The sequence below is a fragment of the Bradyrhizobium manausense genome, from assembly GCF_018131105.1.
GTDB lineage: Bacteria > Pseudomonadota > Alphaproteobacteria > Rhizobiales > Xanthobacteraceae > Bradyrhizobium > Bradyrhizobium manausense_B.
In genome coordinates, this window is sequence record NZ_JAFCJI010000001.1 from 2,330,546 (window position 1) to 2,343,698 (window position 13,153).

General features: G+C 64.6%; 11 protein-coding genes. 4 read left to right on the forward strand and 7 right to left on the reverse strand.

The genetic code is table 11. The features are described from left to right. Nucleotides 1-31: 31 nt before the first annotated feature. The 4 genes from JQ631_RS11040 to JQ631_RS11055 all read left to right on the forward strand — a co-directional run bounded on the left by JQ631_RS11040 (nt 32) and on the right by JQ631_RS11055 (nt 5,626). Nucleotides 32-1,048, forward strand: a complete 1,017-nt coding sequence (locus JQ631_RS11040; protein WP_212326139.1) for a SphA family protein — start codon at nt 32-34, stop codon at nt 1,046-1,048. A gap of 22 nt (nt 1,049-1,070) precedes the next feature. Beyond that, nucleotides 1,071-3,173, forward strand: a complete 2,103-nt coding sequence (locus tag JQ631_RS11045) for an adenylate/guanylate cyclase domain-containing protein (RefSeq protein ID WP_212326141.1) — start codon at nt 1,071-1,073, stop codon at nt 3,171-3,173. Next, the gene (locus JQ631_RS11050) at nt 3,170-4,174 is read left to right on the forward strand and encodes an ABC transporter substrate-binding protein (protein ID WP_212326143.1); all 1,005 of its coding nucleotides are present in this window, start codon (nt 3,170-3,172) and stop codon (nt 4,172-4,174) included. Before JQ631_RS11045 ends, JQ631_RS11050 begins: the two co-directional genes overlap by 4 nt. 120 nt (nt 4,175-4,294) lie before the next feature. Next, complete coding sequence (locus JQ631_RS11055) at nt 4,295-5,626, forward strand: TAXI family TRAP transporter solute-binding subunit (protein ID WP_212326145.1); 1,332 nt, start codon at nt 4,295-4,297, stop codon at nt 5,624-5,626. Nucleotides 5,627-5,653: 27 nt separating this feature from the next. On the opposite strand, the gene JQ631_RS11060 is transcribed toward JQ631_RS11055, so the two are convergent. From JQ631_RS11060 to JQ631_RS11090, 7 genes are all read right to left on the reverse strand, one after another. Beyond that, on the reverse strand, nt 5,654-6,661 hold the full coding sequence (locus JQ631_RS11060; RefSeq protein WP_212326147.1) for a L,D-transpeptidase family protein: 1,008 nt from the start codon (nt 6,659-6,661) through the stop codon (nt 5,654-5,656). A gap of 88 nt (nt 6,662-6,749) precedes the next feature. Beyond that, a complete protein-coding gene (locus tag JQ631_RS11065) occupies nt 6,750-7,754 on the reverse strand; it encodes a 4-hydroxythreonine-4-phosphate dehydrogenase PdxA (RefSeq protein WP_212326149.1) in 1,005 nt (334 codons plus the stop codon). Beyond that, on the reverse strand, nt 7,751-9,289 hold the full coding sequence (locus JQ631_RS11070; RefSeq protein WP_212326151.1) for a tripartite tricarboxylate transporter permease: 1,539 nt from the start codon (nt 9,287-9,289) through the stop codon (nt 7,751-7,753). The genes JQ631_RS11065 and JQ631_RS11070 overlap by 4 nt, the downstream gene beginning before the upstream one ends. An 11-nt stretch (nt 9,290-9,300) precedes the next feature. Continuing rightward, the gene (locus tag JQ631_RS11075) at nt 9,301-9,783 is read right to left on the reverse strand and encodes a tripartite tricarboxylate transporter TctB family protein (protein WP_212326153.1); all 483 of its coding nucleotides are present in this window, start codon (nt 9,781-9,783) and stop codon (nt 9,301-9,303) included. A 232-nt stretch (nt 9,784-10,015) separates the two neighbouring features. Continuing rightward, nucleotides 10,016-11,008, reverse strand: a complete 993-nt coding sequence (locus JQ631_RS11080) for a Bug family tripartite tricarboxylate transporter substrate binding protein (RefSeq protein WP_212326155.1) — start codon at nt 11,006-11,008, stop codon at nt 10,016-10,018. 54 nt (nt 11,009-11,062) lie between these two features. After that, entirely contained in the window at nt 11,063-12,322 is a 1,260-nt protein-coding gene (locus tag JQ631_RS11085) for a CaiB/BaiF CoA transferase family protein (RefSeq protein WP_212326156.1), read from the reverse strand. A 13-nt stretch (nt 12,323-12,335) separates the two neighbouring features. Beyond that, nucleotides 12,336-13,130, reverse strand: a complete 795-nt coding sequence (locus tag JQ631_RS11090) for an enoyl-CoA hydratase/isomerase family protein (protein ID WP_212326157.1) — start codon at nt 13,128-13,130, stop codon at nt 12,336-12,338. Nucleotides 13,131-13,153: the final 23 nt, after the last annotated feature.

Consider the following 13,153-nt stretch of genomic DNA (forward strand, 5'->3'; position numbering starts at 1 on the left):
CGCGAGCTGTTGGGATGGAAGGACACACGACATGACGGGACATTTTCGCAAGGCCACGCTCGCGACCGCATTGGCCATGGCGGGCTTCGGCACACAACCGGCCCTCGCTGACGCCGGTGGCGTCAGCTTCTGGCTGCCGGGCTTGATGGGCAGCCTTGCTGCGACACCGGCGGTGCCGGGCTGGGCCTATTCGACCATCTATATCCATCTCCAGGACAATGCCGGAAAGGGCCAGAGCTTCATTACGCCCGGCGGCGGCACCGGCGCGGTGACCGCCGGCCTCAACGCGCATGCCGACGTGCTTGTGCAGGGCCTCACCTACACATCGCCGCTGTCGGTGTTCGGCGGCCAGGCAGCCTTCACCGTGCTCGCCGCGCCCGGCAACATCGGCGTCGGGATCGATGCGACCCTGACGGGGCCGAGGGGCAACACCATCTCCGGGAGCGCGTCCGACAATCGCACGACCATGACCGACGTGTTCTACCAGGGCACGCTGAAATGGAATCAAGGTGTGCACAACGAGATGGTCTACATCACCGGCAACATCCCGAGCGGCACCTATGATTCGAGCCGTCTTGCCAATCTCAGTTTTGGCTTTCCAGCGGTCGATGCGGGCGCCGGATACACCTATCTCGACCCCAAAAGCGGCCATGAATTCTCGGTCGTCAGCGGCCTCACCTACAATTTCATGAACGGCGCGCTGCAATACCAGAACGGCATCGACTTCCACGTCGACTGGGCCGCTTCGCAATTCATCACCAAGACCATCCATGTCGGACTTGCCGGCTATTACTTCCAGCAGCTCACGGACGACAGCGGACCGGGCGCCAAGCTCGGCGGCTTCCGCGGCATGTCGGTCGGAATCGGTCCGCAGATCGGCTTTATCATTCCGATGAACAACGGCTACCAGGGCTATCTCAACCTCAGGGGCTACAAGGACCTCGAAGTCGAGAACCGTCCCAAGAGCTGGACCGGCTGGGTTACCTTTTCGCTCTCGCCGGCGGCGCCGGAGCCGGCGGTGACAAAACCCATCGTTCGAAAATACTGACGGAGGCGTCAGCGCAGCTCCGATGACCGGGGAGAAGACCAGGCGCGTCATTCGCATCGGCTTCCAGACATCGATCATCACGGTGTTCGTGGGCGTCGTGCTGCTCGTCGGCCTGACGCTGGTCTATCTCAGCTTCGCGCGGGTGACGTCGATCACGCGGACGGCCGCAAGCGGCTTCATCGAGAAGGTGGCGCAGCTGGGGGCCGATCACGTCGACGAGCAGTTCAAGAACGTGCGCGACAGTCTCGACATCCTGTCGGGCCTGCCGCCGATCCAGGAAGCGGACATTGCGGACAATTCACGGCTCTACAGCCTGATGGCCGCGATGCTGCGCAACAATCCGCAGCTGTTCAATCTCTATGTCGGTTACGAGGACGGCTCGTTCATCGAGATGGACGTGATCGACCGCGCCAAGCCGGCGTTCAGGGCGGGTCTCAAGGTGGATCAGGACGCGGCGTTCCGGCTGGTCGTGATCACCCGCACGGCGGGAGCCGCACCGGTCACGCAATATCTGTCGGAAAACCTGATCCAGGTTGCGGAGGTGCCCGGCCCCACCGGCTACGACCCGCGGCAGCGGCCATGGTACGTCGAGGCGTTCAAGAACGACAAGACGCTGCTGACCGGGCCTTACGTTTTCTACGCCACCGGCGAGCCCGGCTACACGCTGCGGACGCCGCTGAAGGAGGGACGCCGCGGCGTCGTCGCCGGCGACGTGCTGTTGAACCGGTTCGAGGACATGCTGGCGGAGCAGAAGCTCGGCCAGTCCGGCCAAGCCTTCCTGTTCAACGATGCCGAACGCATCGTCGGCCATCCCGGGATGAACCGCCTGATGGCCGAGATGCCGGGGCGACAGGACGAGCTGCCGCAAATCGGCGCGCTGAAGCTGCCCGCGCTGGTCCCAATCATCCGGTCCTGGCGCGACGGCGGACCGGCGCAGCAGTTCTTCGACGATGCCGCCGGCCGGACCTATGTCGCGGCGGTCCACCGGCTCGATACCACCGGCTCGGCCAATGTCCGGCTCGCGCTGGTCGCGCCGCTTGACGAATTCTACGCCCGGATCATCAACGAGCGCCGCACGCTGTTCGCGCTGGCGCTCGCCTTCGTCGGCGCCACGATCCCCTTCGCGTTCTGGCTGGGATCACGGATGGCGCGGCCGCTGCGCAAGCTGGTCGAAGAGACCGACGCGATCCAGCGCTTCGACATCGCCGAGCGGCCGCGCATCCATTCCGCCATCGCCGAGATCGAGGAACTCGGCCGCTCGGTCTTCACCATGCGCAGCGTGGTCAGCAGTTTTGCGAGCTTCATACCGCGCCCGATCGTGCAGCAGCTGATCGAGACCGGCTCATCGCTGCGCCTCGGCGGTTCAAGGCGCGAGGTTACGGTGCTGTTCACTGATGTCGCCGACTTCACCGCCAAGACCGAGCAGGCCGATCCAACGCAGGTGATGATCTATACCTCGCGCTATTTCGCAGCGCTTTCTGACAAGATCATGCGATGTCACGGCACAGTCGACAAATATATCGGCGACGCCGTGATGGCGCTGTGGAATGCACCTGCGGATGATCCCGATCACACCGTCAACGCCTGCCGCGCCGTCCTTGCCTGCCTCTCGGCAAACGACGCGCTCAACAGGGAGTTCCGGCGCGAGGGTTGGCCGCCATACGAGACGCGTTACGGCCTGCATGTCGGCGACGCCGTGGTCGGCAATGTCGGCTCCAGCGACCGCATGAACTACACCGCGCTTGGCGCCACCGTGAACCTGGCCTCGCGGCTCGAAGGCCTCAACAAGAACTACGGCACGCGCGTGCTGGTCAGCGCCGCCGTCCGTGCGCGCGTGGGCCATGCGTTCCTGTTCCGCAGCGTCGACAGCATCACCCCGAAGGGATTTGCCGAGCCGATCGAGGTGAGCGAGTTGCGGGGCGAGCTAGCGCAGACCAAAGAGGCCGAGATGACCATGTGCCGGCGCTGGGACGAGGTGTTCGCGTCGATCGCGCAGGATGGCGCGACGGACACGACCCTGGTCCGCCTGTCCGGCTTCCTGCTCGACTATCCCAAGGACGGTATCGCGGAGTTCCACGCCCGGCGTTTTCGGGCCGCGGTCGGGAATGTGGGAACAGCAGCATGAGCGCCCGCCTCGTCAATCGTCGGCGACTTCTAGGCGGTGGCGCGGCGCTGGCAGCCGCCACGGTCCTCGGCGCGCCGACCATCGCGCAGGCGCGCACAAGAGTCCGGCTCGGCTATCTCCATGTGGTCGCCGTGGACGGGCACATCTGGACCGGCCTCGATCGCGGCTCGTTCGAGCGTGAAGGTATCGACTTCGATCTGCACGAATTCGACACGGGCCCCGAGGTGTTCGAGGCGATGATGCGAGGCGAGCTCGACGTCGCCTCGGCCGGCGGCGTCATCTCCAATTACCTGGCGCTCGACCGCGGCCGGGGCTTTCTCATCAACGACATCGAGGTCGCGACGGCACAGCTCTGGGTCCGGCCGGCGCTTGGCGTGAAGGCAATCGCCGACCTCAGGGGCAAGCGGATCGCGACGACGATGAAGACGACGGCGCACATCTTTCTCGACCGGGCCTTGCGGGCCAACAACATCAAGCCGTCCGAGGTCGAAATCGTCAGCGCCAGCATGCCGGACGCGGTCAGGACATTCATCGCCGGCGACGTTCCAGCCGTCGCACTCTGGGTACCATTCAATGTCGCCGTACGTGAGGCACTGCCGGATGCCGTGAAGCTGGTGGACGCTTCGGCGTTCTATCCCCAATCCGCCGTGCTCGGCGGTTGGGCGGCTCGGAAGGACTATTTCGACGGCAACAGCGAGGTCCTGAGCCGGATCATCCGTGGCTGGATCGATGCCAACGACCACATGGTGCGCAACTCCGCCGCGACCGCGGATGCGCTCCAGGCGCACTACAAGTCGTCGCGCCCCGCCGATATCACCGAGGCGTTCAAGGCGCAAAAGCTCTACTCCGCACGCGAATGGCGACGGCTCTACGCGGACGGCACGGTCGCCAAATGGCTGCAGCAGGTCAGCGACTTCTTCATGGCGGACGCCGGCGTTACCGGCGCGCTGCGCGCGTCGGATTATTTCGATACGCAGCTTTACCTGGCGGCGGTCGGATAAGGGCGATCCGGGCCGCCCCCTTCCGGCCTCCGATCGCATCCTCTTGATGCAAATCAACACCAGAAGGTCGTCGGGGCCGCGATCCTGCTCGTAGCGGACGATTCCGGGATGAGCGGCGCAATGGATGATCTCTCGAAATTTGGCATCGATGCCGGCCGGCTGCCAGCCTGGCTTCGTATCGTCCTGGTCGCGGCATTCGTCGCGCTCGTCAGCGGCGCCGGCCTGTTTGCCTATCGCTGGTACGTACAACCGGTCACATTGTCGATCGCGGTTGGATCGCTCGATGGCGACGCCCCGAAGATCGTCTCGGCGCTTGCGAGCCGGCTTACCGTGAACAATGCGCAGGTGCGGCTGAGGGTGGTCGAAACCGGTGGTCCGCGCGAGTCCGCAGCCTCGCTCTCATCTGACAAGACCGATCTCGCCGTCGTCCGCGGCGACGTCGGCGACCTCTCGCAGGCTCAGGCCATCGTCGTGCTCGCCGAGGCCGTCGCCATGCTCGTGGCTCCGCCCGGGTCGACCATCGCCGATCTCGCGGATCTGAAGCGTGCAACTGTGGGCGTCGTTGCCGGTGACACCAATCAGAAGATCACCAGCATCCTGACCAGCTCGTACAATCTCGACCGTGCCAATGTCATCTTCAGGAACCTTGCTCTCGACGAGGTCCGCGGCGCGTTCGACAGCAAGCAGATCCGCGCGGCGCTCTTCGTCATGCCGCTCAGCGAGAAATACCTGTCACTGGTCCGGGGGCTGTTTCCGCAAAACGCCAAGACCGCGCCCGTGCTGATCGCCATCGAGAATGCAGGAGCTATCGCGGAGAAAGAGCACGCCTACGAGAGTTTTGACATTCCCAAGGGAACGTTGCGTGGATCACCGCCCGTCCCCGACGACGACGTAACCACCCTGCGCGTGCCCTACTACATCGTCGGCAAGAAAAGCCTAGACAACGACGTGATCGCCAACCTGACCAAGGCCCTCACGGCCGCGCGCAGGGACATCTTGCCGGAATGGCCGATCGTCGCACAGTTCAAGGCGCCCGATACCGACGCGGGCGCCTATCTTCCCGTTCATGCCGGTGCCGCGGAGTACTACAACGGCACTCAGCTGAGCTTCCTGGACAAATGGGGCAATGCCATCTTCCTTGCACCAATGGTCCTGGGTCTGCTGGCCTCGGTCGGCGCAGCGCTGTGGCGATTTCTCCGGTCCGGCGAACGCAAGCCGAAACAGCCGGCGCTCGACGCGCTCTACGCACTGGGACGCAGGATACGTCAGGCGAACAGCGACGCCGAGCTTACGGAGATCGAAAATCAGATCGATGATGTGCTACGCGCCCAACGCTCCGGTACCGATGAGGACGAAAACACGCTCGATGCGGCGACACTCAATGTGGCGGCGCACCGGCTGGAAAACCTCATTCATGACCGCAAGATCGCGCTGAACGCGACCCATTCCTAGCGAACGCCGTCAGCAAGGCGCCTCGCATCAACCCGAGCCCTCGACGAACGCGACCGGCGTCCCCTTCGCGACGCTGGATGCGACCCGTTCCGCATCCCAATTCGTCAGGCGCACGCAACCATGCGACTGCCCCTTGGAGATGTTTTGCGGCGACGGGGTGCCATGAATGCCGTAGCCGTCGGCGGACAGGTTGATCCACACGATTCCGACCGGATTGTTCGGACCCGGCCTGATCTTGAAGGGCTTTTGGGAATGCACACCCTTGAAGTGATAAGCGGGGTTATAGCGATAGGTCGGATTTTGATCGATCTCGGTGACCTTCAGCGTGCCGGAAGGTGACGGCTTCTCCTCACTTCCGACGCTCGCCGGATAGAAGCCGATCAGTGCATTCGACTTGTCGAACAGCTTGACGGTTTGCCTGGCCTTGTCGATCTCGACCCTGTCGGCCTTGGCAGGAGTTGCACTCCCGCTGTCCCCTGTGTCGACGACGGCGATCGTCTCTCCGGCCCGGTCGAAGTGGCGGCCAGGATTGAGCGCCGCCAGCAGTTGCTCGCTCATGTGAAACTTCTCGGCTAGCTCCTCCCGCGGGCTGGTGTAGCCGAGATGCGGGATATCCTTCATGTCCTCCATCTTCGACGGAAGCTTGTGCAGGAATGGGCCCGCAACGTCCTTGTCGGTGATGGTGTAGGTCGTCGTCAGTTGCCGGTCGTCCGTCTGGAGCGCTTTCCAGACGTCATCCGTCAGCTGATCCGAGTTCGGCAATTGCCACGCCTCTGCAAAAGCGCGAAGCGCCTTCCTGGCGTTCTCGCCGAACTTGCCGTCGATTTCGCCGGGCGAGAAGTGGGCCCGATCCAGCAAGACCTGCAGACGCACGCCCGCCGGGGTCGGCTTCTCACGCGAGAGGCTCTTCTTGGAAGGTTCGGCGGAAGCGATGGATGCCGCATCCATCCCGGCGGCGAGCGCGGGCGCGGCCGCGAGACCGAAGAGCGCAACAGCGAGCGCCATAGCTGCCGCGCGTGGCACCTGCACGGTCATGTTCCAGCTCCGACATGGATAGGTTCGTCGGATCGGCAACGCGCTCAGCCGCGGAAGTTTCCAGTTTTTCCCGTCAGCGCCGGCCCGGTCAGCCCGCCCGACGCCCAGCCATCTCGGCTGCCAGCAGCACCGCGGCGCGGCTGGCGCCGGTCGATGCAATGCCCTGCCCCGCGATGTCGTAGGCGGTACCGTGCGCGGGCGTGCAGATCGGGAACGGGAAGCCACCGAGCAAGGTAACGCCGCGGTCGAACCCCATCAGCTTCATCGCGATCTGGCCCTGGTCGTGATACATCGTCAGCACCGCATCGAAGGCGCCTGCCTTGGCACGCAGGAACACGGTGTCGGCGGGAAACGGCCCCTCGACGGCAATGCCGGCGCGCTGGCCCGCGTCCACCACGGGTGCGATGACATCGATCTCCTCGCGGCCGAAATTGCCGCCATCGCCGGCGTGCGGGTTGAGGCCCGCCACCGCGATACGCGGCCGCGCAAAGCCGGCGTTGCGCATGCAGCTATCGGTCAGTTTGAGCGCGCGCTGGATGCGCTCACCGGAAAGTTTTGAAGCCACGTCCTTGAGGGGAATGTGCGAGGTCACCCGCGCGTTCCAGAGCTCACCCAGCACGTTGAATTCGCTCGCCGGGGTCTTGAGGCCGGCCACCTCCGCCGAGAACGCGATCTCGTCGTCGTAGTCGGCGCGGGCGTACCGCATCGCCTGCTTGTTGAACGGCGTGAAACAGACGGCATCGACACGGCCGTCGCGGGCGAATTCGAGCGCATGGCGATAGTTCGTCAGCGCGAATTTGCCGCCGGCCAGGGTCGCGGTCTTCGGTTCGACTTCTGCGGGATCAAGATGGCCGAGATCGACGAACAGCGCATCGCCCTTCGTCGCGCGAAAATCACTCCCCTGCTCCGCCCTCGTCAGCTCCGGCGTGACACCGGCGACCCGCGCCCCCTCGTCGAAGATGCGGCGGTCGCCGATCACCACGAGGCGGGCACGACTGCGGATCTCGTCCAGTGCCACGAGCCTGGCGGTCAGCTCCGGACTGATGCCGGCGGGATCTCCCATTGCCAGCGCGACAAGCGGCTTTACGGTCATATGATCACCTTTTCCTGGGCGGTCGTCTCGGTGGTGGGCGCGGCGGGCTTGCGAAACAGACGGGCGAGCTGCAGCACGAGCGGAAGCAGCAGCAGCGCGATTCCGCCCACGACCAGGCACGTCACCAGCTTGTTGGCAAAGAAGATGCCGAGGGATCCCTTGGACATCAGCATCGACTGCCGGAATGCATCCTCGGCCTTGTCGCCGATCACGATCGCGAGCACCAGCGGCGCCAGCGGATAGTACAACTTCTTGAAGAGATAGCCGACCACGCCGAAGCCGAGCATCATCACCACGTCGAGATAGGAATTCGACACCGAATAGGCGCCGACGACGCAGATGATGACGATCAGCGGTGCGATGATCACGAAGGGAATGCGCATCAGGGCGGCAAACACCGGCACGGTGAGCAGGACCAGCGCGACCGCGACGATATTGCCGACATACATCGAGGCGATCAGGCCCCAGACGAAATCCTTCTGGTCGACGAACAGCATCGGCCCCGGATTGAGCCCCCAGATCATCAACCCGCCCATCATGACGGCGGCGGTCGCAGAGCCGGGAATGCCGAGCGAGAGCATCGGCAGCAGCGCACTGGTGCCGGCGGCGTGATCGGCGGTCTCCGGTGAGATGATGCCTTCGACCTCGCCGGTGCCAAAGTAGCGGCCTCGGCGCGAGAAGCGGCGGGCGATGCCGTAGCTCATGAAGGATGCCGCAGTCGGGCCACCCGGCGTGATCCCCATCCAGCAACCGATCGCGGCACTCCGCAGCAGCGCAACGCCGTGGCGCGGCAGGCGACCGACGGCGCGAAACACCTCGCGCCATTCGATCTTCGACGAGACGGCGCGGGCATGAAACTCCTCCTCGACCGCAACCAGCAGCTCACCGATGCCGAACAGGCCCATCACCGCGACGACGAAATTCACGCCCTTGACCAGCTCGTCGATGCCCATGGTGAGGCGGACGCTGCCGGAGACGGTGTCGATGCCGATCGCGGCGATCGCAAAGCCGATCGCAAGCGCCACTACCGTCTTGATCGGAGCCGCGCCGCCCATGCCGACGAAGCTCGCAAACGCCAGGAAATAGACCGCGAAATACTCCGCAGGCCCGAACGCAAGCGCGACCTGCGCCACCCATGACGCCAGGAAGGTGATCAGGATGACACCCATCAACGCGCCAAACGCCGCCGAGCCGAAGGCGGTGGCAAGCGCGGTGGTCGGCCGGCCGTCGCGCGCCATCGGATAGCCGTCGAAGGTGGTTGCGACCGAGGACGGCTCGCCGGGGATGTTGAACAGGATCGAGGTGACGGAGCCCCCGAACAGCGCGCCCCAATACATGCTGGAGAGCAGGATGATCGCCGAGACCGGCTGCATGCCGAAGGTCAACGGCAGCAGCAGCGACACGCCGTTCGGCGCGCCCAGCCCCGGCAGCACGCCGACGAGAATGCCGAGCAGCACACCGATGGCCATCAAGGCCAGATGCGGCACGGTGACCGCGATGGTGAAACCGTGGAGGAGCTCTGAGAGATTGTCCACCGCCCTCTCCTTCAGAACCCGAGCGCCGCGGCGAGCACGCCGTGCGGCAGGCTCACCTGGAACATGCGCTCGAACACGACATAGAGCGCCAGCGCCGTTGCCGCCGCCGTGACCGCCGAACGCAGAAGCGATTGATGCCGGGGGATCGCGAGCACAGCGAAGATGTAAGCCGCCGAGGCGATGTACATCCCGAGCAGCGGGATCGCGGCAACGAAGATCGCGGCCGGCACGAACAAGCCCGCGAGCCGCCGCAGCTCAATCGACGTGATCGCGATGGGGACGCTTGCCAGCGAAACAACCGGCACGACCCCGCGCCCCAGATTGTAGAGGCTGCCGGCGATGATGATGATGCCGGTCAGGAACGGAAACGTGCCGGAATCGACACCCGCGCTCGACCAGCCGATGCCGTTATCCAGGCTCTGGACCACCACCGCAACACCGAAACTGCCGGTGAGGATGGCGGTCGCAAGTTCGAGAGCGCGGCGTGAGATCATGGGAGACTCCGGTCAAGCGTCGCACTGGGGCCGGTTATGCATCGCCACCGCGCTTTCCCCGGCATCCGGTGTCGTCCCGGCGAAGGCCGGGACCCGTGACCCCAGGGAGACGTTTGACGAAGGCCAGACGTGCAACGTTCCACGGTACGACGAGTGCCGCTCAAAGATAGATCACGCGGTATGGGTCCCGGCATTCGCCGGGACGACAACGGAGCGTGAGGCGAGCCCTGGCTCACTTAACCAGCCAGCCCTGCTCGCTCGCGACCTGCTTGACGTGCTCGAGGTCCTCCTTGATGAACTTGTCGAACTCGGCTCCCGTGAGGAACGTGTCGATCTGCGAGCTCTTCTCGATGTAGTCCTTCCATTCCGGCGTGGCCTGCACCTTCTTCATGAGGTCGACATAGTAGGCGGCCTGCTCCGGCGTGACCTTGCCGGGCAGCCAGACCGTGCGCGGCTGCTCGTATTGCTTGATATCGAGCCCCTGCTCGACGCAGGTCGGAACGTCACTCCAGCCCTCGGTGGCCGTGATCTTGGGGCCTGCCGGAAGCCGCTTCGGGCTGAAGGCGCACAACGGACGCTGCGTGCCGCCGCGCCATTGCCCGAGGCTTTCGCTGGGGTTGTTGACGTGGGAATCGATGTGTCCGCCGGCGAGCTGCACCGCGGCCTCGGCGCCGCTCTTGAAGGGAATGTAGGTCAACTTCACATGGCCGGTCTTCTCGATCATGCGGGTCAGCACCTCGTCGGTGTCCTTAGACTGCGCGCCGCCCATCTTGAACTCGCCAGATGCGGCCGCCTTCAGATAGTCGCCCGCAGTCTTGTAGGGCGCATCCTGCTTGACCCAGAGCAGGAACTCGTCCTGCGCCATCGCCGCGATCGGCGTGAGGTCCGTGTAGTTGAAGGCCACCTTGGAGACGAGCGGCTGCTGCCATGCATTCGAGGTCCCGAAGATCACCTTGTAGGGATCACCGGCGGAGGCCTTGCCGTAGACGTAGCCTTCGGCGCCGCTGCCGCCGCCCTTGTTGACGACGACGATCGGCTGATCCGTCAGCTTGTACTTGGTGATGATGTTCTGCACCGCGCGGGCGATGTTGTCGGTTCCACCGCCCGGACCTGCGGTCGCCACGAACTCGATCGGCTTCTGCGGCTGCCAGGCCGCAAACGCCGGCGCGCTGCCTGCGAGCACGGCCGCACTGACGGACAACAGGAGTAAAGACGTCCCACGCATGATTTCCTCCAACTGATTTTTCTGTTTTGTTAGATCAGCCGTCTCGACGTCCGTTCAGGCGACGCGTTCTTCGCGCTCCCTGGAAGCCGAGACGATTGCGCCTTCCTTCTCGAGCGCTTCGATTTGTGTCTGGTCGAATCCATGTTCGGCCAGCACCTCGCGCGTATGTTCGCCGTAGACCGGCGCACCGGACACGACCTTGCCCGGGGTCTCCGAGAACTTGACGGGCAGACCGATCGTCTTGACCGGGCCGAGCGTGGAATGCTCGACCTCGACGACCATCTCGCGCGCCAGCGTCTGCGGATCGCTCAGCGCCTCCAGCATGTCATGCACGGGGCCGCACGGCACGCCCTTCTCATCCAGCGCCGCGAGCCAGTGCGCGCGCGTCCGGGTGCGGAAGCGTTCGCTCAAGACGGCTTCCAGCTCCTTCAAATTCGCCATACGGTCGGCGCCATTCACGAAGCGCGGATCGGCAGCGAGTTCGCTTGCGCCGAGCGCTTCCAGCATCAACAGCCAGTGCTTCTTGTTGGCGCCGCCAACCACCAGCCAGCCGTCCGAGGCCTCAAAGGCCTGATACGGCGCGTTGAGCGGATGCGCCGAGCCCATCGCGCGCGGCGCCGTGCCGGCTGCGAGCGCGATGGTCGACTGCCAATAGGTCTGCACCAGCGCGGCCTCATAGAGCGAGGTTTCGACCCATTGCCCCTCGCCGGTCTTGAGGCGATGCGTGTAGGCCGCAAGGATACCCATGCTCGCGAGCAGGCCCGCGGTGATGTCCGAGAGCGGGGGTCCGCACTTCACCGGCGGACCATCGGGCCGCTCGCCGGTAAAGCTCATGATGCCGCTCATGGCCTGTGCGACCAGATCAAAGCCGCGACGGTGCTTGTAAGGGCCGGTGCGACCAAAACCCGACAGCGAGCAATAGATCAGCGCCGGGAACTTGTCGTGCAATTCTTCGTAGCCGAAGCCCAGACGTTCCATTGCGCCCGGCGCAAAGTTCTCGACCAGCACGTCGGCATCCGCGATCAGCCGCCGCAATACCTCCTTGCCGCCGTCGGTCTTCAGATCCAGCACGATGCCGCGCTTGTTGCGGTTCATCATCAGGAACGACGCGGCTTCGTCACCGATCTTCGGCGGCACCGAGTGACGCGTATCGTCGCCGTTCGGCCATTTCTCGATCTTGATGACGTCGGCGCCCATGTCGGCGAGCATCAGGGTGCAGGTCGGCCCCGCCATGACATGGGTAAGATCGATAACCCTGAGGCCGGCGAGCGGCCCGGAACGGCGTGAAGTGGATTGCGATCGATCGCTTTGCATCGGGGCGTCCTGTTTATTGACCGCGCCACTGCGGGGCGCGCTTGCTGAGGAAAGCATCGAGCCCTTCGCGAAAATCCTGGCTCGTGTAGCACATCAGGATGAGGTCTTCGCCCTCGTCCCGCGTCAGCCGCTTTTGCAGGCGGGCCACCGCCTGCTTGGTCGCATTGAGCGTCAGCGGCGCGTTGCCGGCAATGAGGTGCGCAACCTCGTCGGCGCGCTTCTCGAGTGCCGCAAGGTCCTCGACGACCTCGCCGAGCAGCCCGACAGAAGCGGCTTCCGCAGCATCCACAAGGCGCGCAGTGAAGATGAGGTCCTTGACCCTCGCGGCGCCAATGAGCGCCGTGAGACGGCTGACATTGGACATCGAGAGGCAATTGCCGAGGGTTCGAGCGATGGGAAATCCGATTTTTGTGCTGCGGGTGCCGATGCGCAGGTCGCAGGCCGCGGCGATGCCCGCCCCGCCGCCGGTGCAGAAGCCGTTGATCGCCGCGATGGTCGGCACCCGGCATTGCTCGAGGGTCGAGAGCACCCGGTCGATCCGGTTCTCGTAGTCGATGGAATCCTGCGGCGTTTTGAACTCGCGGAACTGATTGATGTCGGTACCCGAGGCAAAGGCCTTGTCGCCGGCCCCGCGCAGCACCAGCACCTTGATGGACCTGTCGTCATTGGCCTGCTCGCAGATGGCGGCGAGCCGCTCGTACATCGCGAAAGTGAAGGCGTTGCGCGCCTGAGGGCGGTTGAAAGTGATCCGCCCAATCCCGTCCTTGCATTCAAAAACGAGGTCGTCCGCCTCCACGGCCTGATCCATTTCCTCAATCCCTCATGTTTTTT